This window comes from Candidatus Magnetaquicoccus inordinatus (assembly GCF_004217665.1).
Classification (GTDB): domain Bacteria; phylum Pseudomonadota; class Magnetococcia; order Magnetococcales; family Magnetaquicoccaceae; genus Magnetaquicoccus; species Magnetaquicoccus inordinatus.
Genome location: NZ_RXIU01000008.1, coordinates 1 through 13,604, shown reverse-complemented (window position 1 = coordinate 13,604; position 13,604 = coordinate 1). Strand labels below are relative to the sequence as shown.

General features: G+C 49.6%; 16 protein-coding genes and 1 pseudogene. 16 read left to right on the top strand and 1 reads right to left on the bottom strand.

Features of this window, described 5'->3' with window-relative positions; all coding sequences use genetic code 11:
* The 11 genes and pseudogenes from EJP87_RS01515 to EJP87_RS01465 all read left to right on the top strand — a co-directional run bounded on the left by EJP87_RS01515 (window position 1) and on the right by EJP87_RS01465 (window position 10,378).
* Window positions 1–408: a response regulator gene (locus tag EJP87_RS01515; RefSeq protein WP_193771051.1), complete on the top strand. Its 408-nt coding sequence runs from the start codon at window positions 1–3 to the stop codon at window positions 406–408.
* A 7-nt stretch (window positions 409–415) separates the two neighbouring features.
* Window positions 416–1,342 carry a hypothetical protein gene (locus EJP87_RS01510; protein WP_130470097.1) on the top strand — a complete coding sequence of 309 codons (927 nt, stop codon included), beginning with the start codon at window positions 416–418 and terminating at the stop codon, window positions 1,340–1,342.
* Window positions 1,343–1,399: 57 nt separating this feature from the next.
* Window positions 1,400–3,472: a hypothetical protein gene (locus EJP87_RS01505; RefSeq protein WP_130470096.1), complete on the top strand. Its 2,073-nt coding sequence runs from the start codon at window positions 1,400–1,402 to the stop codon at window positions 3,470–3,472.
* A gap of 59 nt (window positions 3,473–3,531) precedes the next feature.
* Window positions 3,532–4,449: a hemerythrin domain-containing protein gene (locus EJP87_RS01500; RefSeq protein ID WP_130470095.1), complete on the top strand. Its 918-nt coding sequence runs from the start codon at window positions 3,532–3,534 to the stop codon at window positions 4,447–4,449.
* A gap of 86 nt (window positions 4,450–4,535) precedes the next feature.
* Window positions 4,536–5,363 carry a CZB domain-containing protein gene (locus EJP87_RS01495; RefSeq protein ID WP_193771050.1) on the top strand — a complete coding sequence of 276 codons (828 nt, stop codon included), beginning with the start codon at window positions 4,536–4,538 and terminating at the stop codon, window positions 5,361–5,363.
* Window positions 5,347–5,778 (top strand): annotated as a pseudogene (locus tag EJP87_RS18945) (tetratricopeptide repeat protein); the annotation flags it as partial. The gene EJP87_RS01495 and the pseudogene EJP87_RS18945, both read left to right, overlap by 17 nt.
* Before the next feature lie 20 nt (window positions 5,779–5,798).
* Window positions 5,799–6,317 (top strand): tetratricopeptide repeat protein, encoded by a 519-nt coding sequence (locus EJP87_RS18775; protein WP_265332087.1) that lies wholly within the window; start codon window positions 5,799–5,801, stop codon window positions 6,315–6,317.
* Between the two features lie 121 nt (window positions 6,318–6,438).
* Window positions 6,439–7,296 (top strand): oxygen-binding di-iron domain-containing protein, encoded by an 858-nt coding sequence (locus tag EJP87_RS01480; protein WP_130470091.1) that lies wholly within the window; start codon window positions 6,439–6,441, stop codon window positions 7,294–7,296.
* Window positions 7,289–8,632, top strand: a complete 1,344-nt coding sequence (locus EJP87_RS01475; RefSeq protein ID WP_193771049.1) for a sensor histidine kinase — start codon at window positions 7,289–7,291, stop codon at window positions 8,630–8,632. Before EJP87_RS01480 ends, EJP87_RS01475 begins: the two co-directional genes overlap by 8 nt.
* A gap of 152 nt (window positions 8,633–8,784) precedes the next feature.
* The gene (locus EJP87_RS01470) at window positions 8,785–9,126 is read left to right on the top strand and encodes a DMT family protein (RefSeq protein ID WP_130470089.1); all 342 of its coding nucleotides are present in this window, start codon (window positions 8,785–8,787) and stop codon (window positions 9,124–9,126) included.
* Between the two features lie 325 nt (window positions 9,127–9,451).
* Complete coding sequence (locus EJP87_RS01465; protein ID WP_130470088.1) at window positions 9,452–10,378, top strand: DUF4351 domain-containing protein; 927 nt, start codon at window positions 9,452–9,454, stop codon at window positions 10,376–10,378.
* Between the two features lie 189 nt (window positions 10,379–10,567).
* Here EJP87_RS01465 and EJP87_RS01460 read toward each other — a convergent pair whose 3' ends face one another.
* Window positions 10,568–10,903 (bottom strand): hypothetical protein, encoded by a 336-nt coding sequence (locus tag EJP87_RS01460; RefSeq protein WP_130470087.1) that lies wholly within the window; start codon window positions 10,901–10,903, stop codon window positions 10,568–10,570.
* A gap of 65 nt (window positions 10,904–10,968) precedes the next feature.
* Between EJP87_RS01460 and EJP87_RS01455 the strand changes: the two genes are divergently transcribed.
* The 5 genes from EJP87_RS01455 to EJP87_RS01445 all read left to right on the top strand — a co-directional run.
* Entirely contained in the window at window positions 10,969–11,241 is a 273-nt protein-coding gene (locus tag EJP87_RS01455; protein WP_130470086.1) for a hypothetical protein, read from the top strand.
* A gap of 123 nt (window positions 11,242–11,364) precedes the next feature.
* The gene (locus EJP87_RS18280) at window positions 11,365–11,907 is read left to right on the top strand and encodes an IS4/Tn5 family transposase DNA-binding protein (RefSeq protein WP_227657399.1); all 543 of its coding nucleotides are present in this window, start codon (window positions 11,365–11,367) and stop codon (window positions 11,905–11,907) included.
* The gene (locus tag EJP87_RS18275) at window positions 11,889–12,506 is read left to right on the top strand and encodes a transposase (protein ID WP_227657398.1); all 618 of its coding nucleotides are present in this window, start codon (window positions 11,889–11,891) and stop codon (window positions 12,504–12,506) included. Before EJP87_RS18280 ends, EJP87_RS18275 begins: the two co-directional genes overlap by 19 nt.
* Window positions 12,403–12,738, top strand: coding sequence for an IS4 family transposase (locus EJP87_RS18270; protein ID WP_320412201.1), 336 nt, complete (start codon window positions 12,403–12,405; stop codon window positions 12,736–12,738). Before EJP87_RS18275 ends, EJP87_RS18270 begins: the two co-directional genes overlap by 104 nt.
* Window positions 12,739–13,109: 371 nt before the next feature.
* Window positions 13,110–13,604: hypothetical protein (locus tag EJP87_RS01445; protein ID WP_130470085.1), on the top strand; the 495-nt coding region annotated here is incomplete at its 3' end.

Genomic DNA, 13,604 nt, shown 5'->3' with positions numbered 1-13,604 from the left:
GTGAAAATATTGATTGCAGACGATGAACTTCACAATCGCAAACTGCTCAGGGATTATTTGAAATCTTTTGGTCAGTGCGACATGACCAGTGACGGCAAGGCCGCCCTTGAACTGTTCGTCACCGATCTGGAGGATGGAGAGCCTTATGACATCGTCTTTCTGGATATTATCATGCCTGTCATGGATGGTCAGAAGACACTGGGTCGGATGCGGGCTGCCGAAAAACGGGTCCAGCCGACAGCCAAGGAGATTCCCATCATCATGGTGACCGGCATGGACTCCTCCCTGCAAGCCATGGAGGCCTACTTCAAGGGTGGGTGTTCAGATTATTTGACCAAGCCGGTCACTCGACAGTTATTGTTGGAAAAAATGCGCAAGTTAAAATTGATTCCTGACGAAGAAGGATGAGTGTGAGATGTCAGATACCGCATCATTCAATCGCAGAAGCAAGGAAAGGGTGTTTTGTGGATTGCCTATGGAGTTTGAGGGGCATCCGGGCAACGCCCTGGATATCAACGAACATGCTGTTTTTCTTGTCCTGAGTTTGACTTCTCATTCAATTCCAGTTGGCAAGAAAGGTATTTTAACGCTTGAGTTGAATGGTCAGAAAGTGGAAGAAAAGGTGAAAGTAGCCAGAGTGACCGATGCTGGCCTTTCCATTGTTTCTGTTGAGGAAACAAGCATTTTTCCGCAATTGATTGATCAATCAAGAAGCGGTTTGAAACATATCCATCACACAGAACGAGAAACAATAGCCCATTTTAGAGGTAAATTCAGTGCCGATATTTGGACGGAATTCTACAGCATGCAAGAAGGAAAGGCCAGTGGACGGCTGTACCGTTTAGATTTTACAAATGTCGTGCATGTCGCCTCGTCAGGCATTGCCATGTTGCTATTGCTGGAAGCGGAAAATGATGGCGGGATAGTATTGTGCAACTGTAAAAAAGAAGTTATGAAAGAGCTGTCCCAGTTGCAAGTGCCGGGAATTGACATCTCCTTCTTTCATGATCGTGTGGTCGATACGGACCATCAGTTTGTCGTTACTGTCGAAAAGGGCCACACAGGGCAGGATGTTGTCACAGTCCGCATCGCCAGGATGTTTGACTACAATTGCCGCAACGATTTTGCCAATATTTACCGAAGCAGGTCCAAGAAGTCAATTTTTGTGCTTGATTTTCAGGATACTTATCATGTTGGCAAGGCAGCCTTCGGAACTCTTTTGCTGCTGAATCAGCATATTCGCGGACAGCATGGGGAACCTGCAAGAATTATCAACTGTAGCTCATCTGTTAGACAAAAATTGTTGGATATGAAATTCGACCGGTATTTTACCATTGAATGATCCTGACATGCCGGATTGAGGGGTTGTCGGTCGAGCATCCAATCGAGGAGACGTTTCATGTCGGAACCCACCATCCTGGAATTGTTCGTACAGGAGTCGCAGCGCCGGATTTTGCAAGGGCTGGATGATGTCCGCAAGTTGTCGACCAGGGAGCCGAGCGCGAGGACGCCCGTACTGGAGGCATTCCTGAGAACCTGCCGAGGAATCCGTGGTACGGCCGGATTTCATGATCTGGACGGTGTGGTTCGTTTAAGTCAGGCCCTTGAGCGCCTGCTGGAAGGCCTCCTGGAAGATCAGGCGCTACTCGACACCGTGACGATTGCTTCCCTGGAAAGAGGGATGAGCAGGCTGCAAGGTCTGTTTGGTGATGTCTCTGCCAGCAACGAAGTCAGGATTGATGATGTAATTGGTGATATTGAAGAAAAGCTTACAGCCTGGTCACAACCCGTTCCCGTTTCCTTTGACCTGCGGCACTATCCCAGGGAGGTGGCAGAAGCCCTGGTTCAGCAGCTCCAGTTCTATCGTCTGGAGGTGCCACTGGCAGGCACCTGGAGTGCCAAACGGGACTCTTTTAATCACCTGAAGGAGACTGTATCGACTGTCGGGACCATAGTCGATATCGTGCCAAAACTGGGCGAGGATTTGGAAATCGGCGAGCAGTTTGTCGGCAAATCGTTGCACCTGTTGCTTGCCACCGTATTGCAGCCAGATCTTTTGGCTGCCCTCACGCAATTGTCAGCCCATCAGGTCCAGCATCTGCCTGTTCCAGAAGAGATGGTTGGGACCGGGTCGGTGCCTGCGGAACAAGATGTTTTTGAAGAAGGTCGCTTGGGTGAACTGGAAGAAAAATTTCGCCAGGAAGCGATCCTTGAACTGCAAAGCGGGGCCGTGGAATCGGACGAAGAACTCCGGGGTATACCCGTTGAGGAACCGCTTTCCGCAACACAGCCTGCAGATGGAGAGGAACAGGAGGAAGAGCCATTCCTCCTTGCTGGTCTGGAAATGGTTCCAACCGACGAGTCGGCACAGTCTGAACAGCCAGGAGTGCCGGAAGAGTTGATTCCAGAAGCCTCCCAAGACTTGGAAGTTCCGACAGAAGAACCCATACGGTTGGTGTTAGACAGTATGGAATGGGACCAATTGGCCGAGACATCCTCTCTTCCAGAGTCCGCAGAATTGTTGCCTGATGAATGGAAAGAGGAGCCCCAGGCGAATGAAGAACCCGTCCGTCGCAGGAGACCTTGGCTGGTGGTCGGAGCAGCCATGGCCGCAGGTATCTGTGTCCTGCTTTATCTGAATTGGCCCAAATCTCCCGCAGAAAAAGTGCCCGAACCGGCTGCTCCCGTTGCCCAATCCACCCCACCTCTTTCGGCACCCGGTCCGTTGTCGCCCGTTTCGCCCCAGGCAGAAAGATTGCCAGAAAAAACAGCCACGAAGTCCGATCCGACAATTGCTCCCGATTCTGTTCTTCAGGAGCCACCAGCTCAGAAAATGGAGAAACAGGTATCGTCTGCTCTGGACAGCAAGGCGAGCAAAGCGATTCCGGATGCGAGCAAACCGGCGTCGGAGGAGCTGGTTTCCAAAGCTGTTTCTGCGGCCTTGCCTGCAGAAGGCGTGGCGGCTCACACTGCGGAGAAGGTATCGCCGTCTGTTTCCTCTCGGCCACGCACGAAACCAGGATTGGAGCCCTATGCTCAAGAGCTGGTCGCCATCGATCGCCTGCGTCATGCACCGTACCTGAAACTGGTGCCTCCAAAAGGCAAATCACAAAATACCATTCTTTTTGATCGCCATGCGGAAGGAGGAATTGTTTTTTCAGTGGCTTCGTTGTTGGGACACACAGCCAAACGGCCCGGTGAGGAATTTGTGCTTCAGCCTGACACCATCAAGGATCTGCGCATGGTTTTTCAGATTGATCTGGGAGAAGCCTACCTGTTTTCCTTTGATGCAAGCGGACAATTGTATCTTCCGGCTGATTTCTGGAACAATTTCTACCGCTACAGTCGTCGGGCCGTTACCTTGAGCCGAGTGGTGAAAACAGGATCAAAAGGTTTGCAAATACGTGATATTATGGCTATATCCGCAGAACTGATCAGTAGGCATGCCGGTAAGGATAAATCGACTGACTGAGTTGCTCATCGATTTGGCAGGGATGTCGGCTTTAGTAATAAAGCGAAGGAGTTATAAAGGTGAAAATTTTGATCGTGGACGATGTGTTGGAGAACAGAGTACTTTTGAGTCAACTGCTTCGCTCTTATGGCGAGTGCAGCGTGGCAACGAATGGCAAAGAGGCATTGACCTGGGCAAGAGAAGCTCTGTCTGAAGGAGCGCCGTTCGACTTGATTCTGTTGGATGTCATGATGCCCATAATGGACGGGTTGAGTGCTTTGCAGGCCATTCGTGTCGAGGAGCGTTCCTTTGGCAGAGTTGGCAACAAAGAGTCTGTCATTATCATGGTGACTGCATGTGATGCGCCGGAAGTGGCTGTGAAGGCTTTTTTTGAAGGATATTGCACCGATTTTCTGACCAAGCCTGTCAGACGCAGGAGTTTGCTCGACAAGCTGAAAGAGTATCATTTACTTGCCGAAGCAGAGTGTGATCATCCAATCCTGGCAACCGTTGTCAATACAGTTCCCGAAACCAGAGGCAACATGAGATCAGAATTTCATAAAAAATTGTTCGAAAGACTGGTGAATGTGGGTGTGCCGGCCTTCGATGAGGCCCACAGAAATTTGCTCAATATGGTGGTAGACATCGATGAAATTCTTGGAACTGCCATAGCGGCGGATCTGCCCCCTGATCAAAGCGAGTGGCTGGCAATGTCTGAAATTTTCGCTGAACTCGTTACCTACACAAAAATTCATTTCAGTGCAGAATTGGCATACCTTCGCCACCACGGCTATCCCAGGGCAGACCAGCACAAGGAGAGGCATGATGAGATCATTGTGGAGTTGAATGAGTATAACAGGGCAATCATTGCCATGGATCCTGACTCGGTACACCAGATCCGCAGATGGTTGTTGGAGTGGCTTTTGAACCATGTGAATCAGCACGATCATGATTATTCAATGTTTTTCTCGGAACAGGCCAGGGCGGAAACGGATTGATGCTTGGCTGGGACAGGGGTTTGCTTGCTGGATGCTGTCGAATCAAACAGGATGATGTGTGGTTACATATTGGTCAGGAATATATCATGAAACAAGTTGACTTCTGTGCCGCTCGTGTTGCTCATGTGCTTTGGGAAGCTGAATTGGAGGAGATGGTTCAGCAACATCGGAAGACGATTCACCTGGGCACCAGCAATGATTGTGATCTGGGACTCTGGCTTCATGGTGATGGCATCAGGGAGCTGTATCACCTGGATTCAGTGCGACAGTTGGTGAGGGTTCACGAGGCGTTTCACCATACGGCCGATCGTCTCGTCGCCTTGATCTTTACGGACCAACAGAAGAATCTCGAAGCAGAGATGAATCAACTGCGCAGTTTGAGCCGTGATATCGTCTATCTTGTGACCGAGGCGGAGCTGGATTATCTGGAACATAAACCATTGAGCGATTTTTCGGCACATCCGGTCAAGAGTCTCATCCATCGTTTGTTCAATATACATATCCCGGAACACGGGGATGTTGAAAAAAGAGGTGTCCTGGATGTGAGTTATGCAAGATTGATGCATTTGCGCTGGTCAAGGCAACTGTTGCGGGCGTTCCAACACTGGGGAAAAGATGCCGTATTGTCGACATCAGAATCCTGTGTTGTGGGTGTTTGGATCAAGGATGTCAAGAGTCAGGATGAAACGATCATCAAGATCATTAAAGAGTTGGACGAAAAGCACCATCAATTCCATGCCAAGGCAGAAGAGACGGTTCGTCTTTTGCGGAAGAAAAATTTCCGTGCATCCGAGACGGTATACAACGATGTGGTAGATCTGGGACGGGAGGTCTTGTATTTATTGACACGTATCGAGTTGGCCTTTCTGCAATCTGAAACGGTCGCCGCATCAGTAAATGTGTTTGGGCACTGAATGGGAGATGCCGCGTTTTTTGTTTCAGCGTTGCCTGGCAGTGTTTGTTCTGTCCGTCGTTTGGGTGGTTCCCTCGTCGGCTGGCCATGCGGAAGAGAGCAGCTTCGGCCCCTTGCACAAACTCGCTGAGGAAGGTGATCCCGTTTATCAGTATATTCTGGGCATGATGTATTCATTGACGCGCACTATTCCAAACAATGATCGTTTGGCGCTGCTATGGATTGATCGCTCCGCCAACAAAGGTTATGCCAAGGCCCAGTTTGAATTGGCCAATCGCCATATTGCAGGCAACGGGGTTGCCAAAAATGGTGCGTTGGCCTGCTCCTGGTACCTGAAGGCTGCGGAACAAGGTCATGGAGGAGCACAGACCAGGTTGGGCCATATGCATTATCATGGCACCGGATGTGAGAAAAGTGATCAGAAAGCGGTGCTGTGGTGGCAAAAGGCGGCCGCGCAGGGGGAGAAAACAGCCCAATATCCGTTATCTGTGTCATGCTGGAGAAGGGAATCGGTACCGCCAAGGATCCCAAGCAGGCGTTGTTCTGGTGTCGACAGGCGGCTCAACAGGGTATTGCCGAAGCCCAAGAGGAGCTTGCTGACCGTTACCAAATGGGCCGGGGAGTGGCCAAGGATGATAAACTGGCTGTCCATTGGTGGCTCAAGGCCGGAGAACAAGGTCATACCGTAGCGCAAAGAAACCTGGGAGCCATGTACTTTCTTGGGTATGGAGTGCCAAAAGACTATGTTACCGCCTATATGTGGCTCAATCTGGCCGCCTCCAACAGGGATCGGTTGGCCAAACGATGGCGTGAGACAGTTGCCAAAGAGATGACCCGTTCCCAGATCGCGAAAGGACAGCAGCGGGCCAGTGAATGGTTGGAACAACGGGCAGGCAACCGGCACGAGGCCGAGGGTGCCCGTGAGATGCTCACCCCTGCTATTCGGTTTCCATGAAGGGGTGCTTTGAGGTGGAAAGACTTGCTGGTACTGGTCGTTTTATGCAGTAAGGTTCTGGTATCGTTGTCCGAAATTGGTGATGTTTACATGTTATTGTCCGTTCTTTGGTAATAATTTTATGAAAGATATGATTGGCGAAAAAGTGTCTCATGATCGTCCAATCCCATTGGCTGATGGGGTATATTGGGTCGGTTATAATGATGCCGGGGGTGGGTTTTCGTGCAATCCGTACTTGATTGTTGATGGGGATGAAACTGTTCTCATTGATGGAGGCAGTCGCCCGGATTTCAGTACGGTCATGCGGAAGATATTACAGGCAGGTGTATCGCCTGGATCGATTTCCCATCTTGTTTACCACCATTATGATCCTGATCTGTGTGGCAGTCTTCCCAATCTGGAAGAGATGATTGGTCGTGCAGATCTGAAAGTGATCTCCAAGGGTGAGAACAATCCATTTATCAGTCACTACGGTTGCCGGTCGGAACTGCATTGCATTGATAAAATGGCTCTGCAATTGGTGTTGAAATCAGGGCGAAGAGTTCGTTTTATTCCAACGCCCTACGCCCATGCGGCGGGAAGTTTTATGACCTATGACGAAAAAACGGGCATTCTTTTTTCCAGTGATCTTTTTGGCAGTCTCTCACACTGTTCTGGCTGGCAACTCTTCATGGAGGTGGATCGCCGCTGTCATGCATGCAATCAAGCTGTTCCGTCAGACTGCAAGATGGTTTGTCAGACAGTCGGTTCTTCGTGTCCCTTTTTCGGGATTGTTCAGTTCCATCGGCAGGTGATGCCCTCCAATGCCGCTTTGCGTTTCGCCCTTGCGGCAGTGCAGGTACTCAATCCCCGTATCATCGCTTCTCAACATGGTTCCATTCTGTGCAAACGGGAAGATATTGCCAAGACAATCCAGATTTTGATTAATTTGGAGGATGTGGGGATTGATGGTGTTCTTCTGGAGATGGCGCGTGCTTGAACTGCACACCCTGTTGATGGACTGCGCCAATCGGGCGGATCCCCTGCTTGACCGGGTTCTACTATTGTTGGTTGAACAACGGGCAAAGTTGGCAGAGAGACGAATCAATGACCAGTTGCTGGTAGAACTTGTCCGCCAATTGGTCGAGTCGGAACGACAGCTCAATGAATACAAGGAAAATTTACTTCAGGCAAACGAGACTCTGGAGCGCCAGTACAGGGCACTCATCGAGGCAGAAAAATTAAAGCAGGATGTCGAACTGATCACTCGTCACGATATGAAATCCCCATTGAACGGTGTCATTGGTTTTGCAGACCTTCTCCTGAGTACCACCCTCTCTGCCGAACAGGAAAAGCATGTCAAGACGATACGCAAGTCGGGTGTAACTGTTTTGCACATGATCAACCTTTCGCTGGGCCTGTATCGTATGGAACAAGGTATCTACCAACTGGATGTGGTGGAGATCGATTTGCTGCCGATTATTCAGAGTGTCAGGAATGATGCAACGGCATTGATTGCTGGCAATCGACTGATTCTGGAGACAAGGATTCAAGGTAAGCCTGTTGTGGCAAGCAACTCGTTCTTCATCCGTGGAGAAGAGGTGCTTTGTTACTCCATGCTGGCCAATTTGATCAAGAATGCCCTTGAGGCATCCCCCGAAGGAGGGGTCGTGACCATCGATATGGAAGGGCAAGAGGATAGAGGAGTGGTCAGGATCCGCAACCAGGGTGCTGTGCCAAAGGAGATCCGAGGCAGCTTCTTTGAGAAATATGCCACGTCTGGCAAGTCATCTGGAACAGGACTGGGTACCTATTCCGCCAAGCTTATTGTGGAAACAATGGGCGGCACAATCCAGATGAACTCTTCCGATGACGGATGGACGGAGGTCACCATTGTTGTTCCCATTGGGGAACATTGTGTGGGTGTACCTGGGGAATCGGGTGCGATGCGGTCTGTTGCAGAAGCCGAATTGCTGACTGATGGTGCGCATGAGACAGATGAACACCGTATTGTCACGATGCCGACAACAGAAGAAAGTCAGCAGACAGTGCCGGATCAGTTGCCAATATTTTTGTTTGAGTTTTCACAACACATGGAAAGCCTAAGCCGAGCTGTTGAGTTACAGAACAGTGAATCCGCACTGCAGGAGGCTTTGTGGATGAGATCACGCCTATCCGAGGTGAGTGCGGTGCGTGTTGCAACACAAGCCTTGCGGTTATACGGACTGATTGAGGCAGATGATTGGGAAGATGTTCGCAAGGCATTTCAAGCGTTCAGGCAGAAACTCAATGAAGAAATTGCAAAATTGATTGTTAAAGAAACGGATGTAACATAGTCATCAACTTTTTAGTGTACTGGTGTTTGTCTGTTTGCTTTTTTGTTGTTGGTATGTTGTGCTTTGGTTTCTGAAATATGTATACAATTCGCGAGTCTGCTCAGTGCCGGATACCTGATTATTCTGGCTTGGTGAATGGAGTGTCTGTGTAAATGTCACCAGTTTTGCAAACAGTTATTCTGCTTACCTTGTCCAACGTCTTTATGACGTTTGCTTGGTATGCGCATCTGAAGCATTTGGAAGATCGCTACTGGTTGATTGCTGCGGTAATCAGTTGGGGAGTGGCCCTTTTTGAGTACCTGCTGCAAGTTCCGGCTAATCGGATCGGGTTTGGATCTCTTACCTTGCCGCAACTGAAAATAATACAGGAAGTGATTGCTCTGGTTGTTTTTGTGCCCTTCTCTGTATTCTACATGGGAAATGCAGTCAAACTGGATTTTGTCTGGGCTGGTTTATGTTTGATGGGGGCGGTCTATTTCATGTTCAGAGGGTGATTTTGTTCATCGGACGCTGTTTTGACCGGGTTCCTGCTGTGTTGTGCCTCCTCTGTCATGACGCCGTTATAGGTTCCGGGTCAGGGAGATTTGCCATCCCATTTGTGGCATCGTTCTGCTCCGTCGCACTTCCATAAATTTCAGGAATGGGATGCTTGTGGGTGAAGCCTGTGCGGAATTCGAGTGGCATTCCGCGTATCAACCGGATACACTGCTCCTGACGTCTGGCTTTTTACCATGATGACCAGAGGGCGTTGTCAGATTTTGACCTGCGCATCGATTTTGGCAACGACCGTGTTGGCGGGAGTGTCCTGCTCGAGCGTGTTTGACTGATCAAGATGGCTATCTCTGGCCTGCGCGATATCTGAATTTGACTGGGAACATAGTGGAAGATAAAGATAAAAACAGGTCGCAGTACGATACCACCTTCAAGGATCTGTTCAAACAGCCACCGCAGCGACTGCTGCATGTGCTGGTTGGGCAGCAGGCTGTCGCAATCTTACCAGTTGAGTTTGCGTCAACCCAGAAACGGGTGCCTGATTTGGTTTTTCTGATGGAGGATGGCTCAATAGTCCATGTGGAATTGAACAGCAAACCCGAGGAGATGGATTGGCGGATGCTGATGTACCACACGTTCATACGGCAACAGTATCCAGATAAGATACTTCGCCAGAAGTTGCTTTATGTCGGGGATACAAGATGGAATCAGCAGGTGGGGATCGAGGAGGAGCGGCTATCGTTTCAATATGACCTTGTCGATATTCGCGACATTGACTGTCGGGAGTTGATGGCCAGTCCTCACTTGGAGGAAAACATCCTGGCCATTCTCTGCCGGATGAGTGACCAGAATGAAACCATTCGAGAAATTTTATATCGAATCAGTGAGTTGCCGGACAAGGCCAGAGCGGATGCATTGACAAAGCTGGTGATTCTGTCTCGGTTGCGTCGGTTGGAAACAGAAGTCAAAAGGGAGGCTGAAAAAATGGCTCTTACGTTCAATGTGATGGAAAATGATGTGTTGCGACCGTTGTTTCTGCAAGAGAGGATGGATGGCGAACTGGCAGGTGAGCGCAAAGGCCGTCATGAGGGTGAGGCAGCCGTTCTGACCCGTCTCCTTCAACATCGCTTCGGCGATCTACCACCATGGGCCAGCCAGAAAATTGCCGATGCTGAGCTAGCCACTTTGGAAAATTGGAGCCTCCGAATCCTGGACGCACCGACGTTGGAGAGCGTGCTGGCGGACCCGTCGTAAAGGTGGCGAAGAATCCGCATTCTCTCTTTTATATGCAAAATCTGCAATAGAGAATTCCGAAGTCAATCTTGGTACTCAAGTGACTATCGGAAGAGAGTCCGAAGGTGTGTCGTGAGGATCTGCCGAAATTTCGACGGCTTCTTGGAAGTCATTGAATATTAAGTTGATTCAAAACCGCACATCACTTGGCTAACCAAGATGGCGTCGAAACGTTCTCCTGCTGCGCTGCAGCAAAGTGGTGGAGAAAAAGTTCGACGTTCGGAAACTTGCTCCACCATTTAAGTTTTGAAAGTCGTTCTTCACAAAATGGCCGCCCGCAAAGGCGGCTTTTTTGTGATAAAAAACGCCAATGTTTCCAAAGGTTAGCGCGGGTGGCTTTGTGGGGTGGTCGGCTGGTTTTTGCGACTGTTTCCCCGGAAACCGCCCCTTCTCTTCTCCACGCCGCCATATTCTCCGAAACCTGTTGACTTCGGCCTTGAAGGTCAACAGGTTTTTAGACTTCACTATTTTGAATGAAATTGGCATCTTGTTTGACTTATCCACAACATGCAAATTTTGCAGTTCGGCCTCCTTGGGTGACGGGAGTTGGAATGGAGTCAACAGCTTTTCGTCGGCTGGATGTTGGTAGGGTGGCGGGAGTTGAAACGGAGTCCGGTTTTTTTGGATCACTGTTTTTTTTTGTTTTACATCGGTTTGTTTCTTCTGATAAAATCACCGGCACTGGTTATGCTGTATTCGTTATCGTTGTTTTCAGTGGCGTGGAACACCGACAAAAGGCATTTTACTTGCTGGTGGTACACCCGGCTGAACATCACATCGTTACCCACATCTCTGCAAACCAAGCGAAGCGGGGGAGCACGTAAATCTATCCATCATTAGCAGTTTGCTGATATGAGCTGAATGAGACGACACCCGTTCTTGGTTGCGATAATATGTAGTCGAGTGTAGCATCGTGGTTAAGTTCATTCAAAAATGAGGATTTAACCATGGTTTCTTTGACAGAAGAGCTTCAAGACATCGATTTGGGTGACCAGCGTCTTAACCGAAGAGCCCGCCGTTTGCTGGAAAAATTGGGCAGCAACCCATCTGCCAGCATTCCTGTCGCCTGCGGCGGATATCGAGAAATCAAGGCGGCCTATCGATTGTTGAGCAACGAGAAGGTGGATGCGCAAAAAATCCTGGAACCGCACTATGCCAGTACGGAGGAACGGATGCGACAGCAGTCTGTCGTGCTTTGCATCCAGGACACCACCGAGTTGGACTACACAGGCAAGAATGACATTGAGGGTCTCGGTCCCCTCAACTACGAGGCACGGAAAGGGCTTTATCTTCACCCGACCCTGGCAGTGACTCAAGACCGGTTATCTCTTGGTGTATTTGATGCCTGGATGTACTCAAGAGAACCTGGCAGCCTTGGCAAAAGTCGTGTTTCCTCAAATGCTCCAATAGGGGGGAAAGAAAGCATCCGTTGGCTGGAGGGTACCAGAGGACCAGTGAACGTCAGAAAAAGATGCCGGAAACACGGTTGATTTACCTCGCTGACCGGGAGGGTGATATTTACGACATCTTCTTCGAACGGGAGGAGTTTCTTCGGCGTGATGAACTGGCGGCTGATTGGTTGATCAGGTTCCGTGATGATCGAAATACCATTGATGGTCAGAAACTGAAGACCGTTGTGGAAAATGCCCCTGAAATCAGTCACGTTGAATTTGACTTGGCACCCGCCAGGGGACGCAAAAAGCGTCATGTGGTGCAAACGTTACGGGTTGCACGGGTTGTCTTGAATCCGCCAAGACGGACAGGGAAAAAATTTGCCCCTGTGGAAATCACGGCTCTTTTGGCATCTGAGGAAACGCCACCCGCCGGAGAGGATCCCATTGAGTGGCTGTTGTTGTCCGGCGTTCATGTTGAAACGGCAGAACAGGCCGAGGAGATTCTCCAGTGGTACATGGTCAGATGGCAAGTAGAAATTTTTTTCAGGATTCTGAAAGACGGATGTAAAATCGAAAAGTTACAGCTTGAGCATGATAGAGAGAATAGAGGCAGCCATTGCTCTGTACATGATCATCGCTTGGCGCATTTTGTTCCTGACTACACTGGGCAAGGAGTGTCCGGAGCTGCCGTGTAGCGTAGTTTTTGATGACGAGGAATGGAAAGCAGCTTGTGTCGTGGCAAGGCGCAAGATCGTCCAGAATCAACCACCCACCTTGAACGAAATGATTCGGGTCATTGCTGGATTTGGCGGTTTCATCGGGCGAAAAGGGGATGGCTTTCCGGGACCGAAAACTCTTTGGATAGGGTTACAGAGGGTTCATGACTTCGCCTTGGCCATACAGTGCCAGAAGGAGATGAGCGTCTGAGATGTGGGTAACGATGTGGCTGAACATGCTGTCGTTGTTTCCTCGTCGCGTTGACTGGACAAGAGGCGTTTGAGTGGTACATCGGCGACATAACTGGCGCACCGGTGGCGAGCGAGAGGTTTTCATGCGTGGTGTACTGTCGCGTCGGACGGGCGGGTGGCGTTTGAGGTAGATACGGGACTGGAGATGCTGGACGGTTCATTGCTGTGCTTGATCGGTGAGTGGGTAGAGGAAATAAAGTCCTGTGATAGTGAAGAGGATGGAAATGGATGCGCTGGTCATCGATTTATGAAAAAACATATCGAAGTTATCACAATTTTTTATTTGGTAAACGGTTCCTCAAGCAATAGACGGAATGGAGGAAGGGTTCTGTGTTACGTCGTGTGATTGCGGGTATTGCTGCCATCCTCTTCATCATTGCGCAGCCTACGAATGTTACCGCCGGGTGCGTCGCAAGCGATGGCTTGAGTGCTATTCCAAAATATCGTGTGTACCAAACTGCCATCGTTGCGGTGCATGGCTGGCACAGCAGTTGCCGTGAGGCGTTTGGTGGCAACGGTGATGGCCATCTGATGAGAATTCTAGAACCGGTTTCTTTCTTTGACTTCAGTTGCTTTGAGTACAACAGCCTGGATACATCCACTCGAGTTCCTGATCATATCTTCCGTTTTATGGATCATCTGAGGAAGCTAAAGGTTAATGGTTATAAAAATGTGCTAATCATCACTCACAGCACCGGTGGAATCTTGGCAATTGCGGCCAATGTCAATGCCATCAACGACCATCTCCTCAAAAAGAGGGATCTCTCGAGCTATCCTAAGACCGTCAGCGTTATGGCATTTGCAACGCCAATCGTTGGGTTGAGA

Coding starts and splice junctions, on each gene's coding strand:
- EJP87_RS01510 (WP_130470097.1), top strand. CDS start 416: ATGTCAGATACCGCATCATTCAATCGCAGAAGCAAGGAAAGGGTGTTT.
- EJP87_RS01505 (WP_130470096.1), top strand. CDS start 1,400: ATGTCGGAACCCACCATCCTGGAATTGTTCGTACAGGAGTCGCAGCGC.
- EJP87_RS01495 (WP_193771050.1), top strand. CDS start 4,536: ATGAAACAAGTTGACTTCTGTGCCGCTCGTGTTGCTCATGTGCTTTGG.
- EJP87_RS01480 (WP_130470091.1), top strand. CDS start 6,439: ATGAAAGATATGATTGGCGAAAAAGTGTCTCATGATCGTCCAATCCCA.
- EJP87_RS01470 (WP_130470089.1), top strand. CDS start 8,785: ATGTCACCAGTTTTGCAAACAGTTATTCTGCTTACCTTGTCCAACGTC.
- EJP87_RS01460 (WP_130470087.1), bottom strand. CDS start 10,903: ATGCCAATTTCATTCAAAATAGTGAAGTCTAAAAACCTGTTGACCTTC.
- EJP87_RS01455 (WP_130470086.1), top strand. CDS start 10,969: ATGGAGTCAACAGCTTTTCGTCGGCTGGATGTTGGTAGGGTGGCGGGA.
- EJP87_RS18280 (WP_227657399.1), top strand. CDS start 11,365: ATGGTTTCTTTGACAGAAGAGCTTCAAGACATCGATTTGGGTGACCAG.
- EJP87_RS18275 (WP_227657398.1), top strand. CDS start 11,889: ATGCCGGAAACACGGTTGATTTACCTCGCTGACCGGGAGGGTGATATT.
- EJP87_RS18270 (WP_320412201.1), top strand. CDS start 12,403: ATGATAGAGAGAATAGAGGCAGCCATTGCTCTGTACATGATCATCGCT.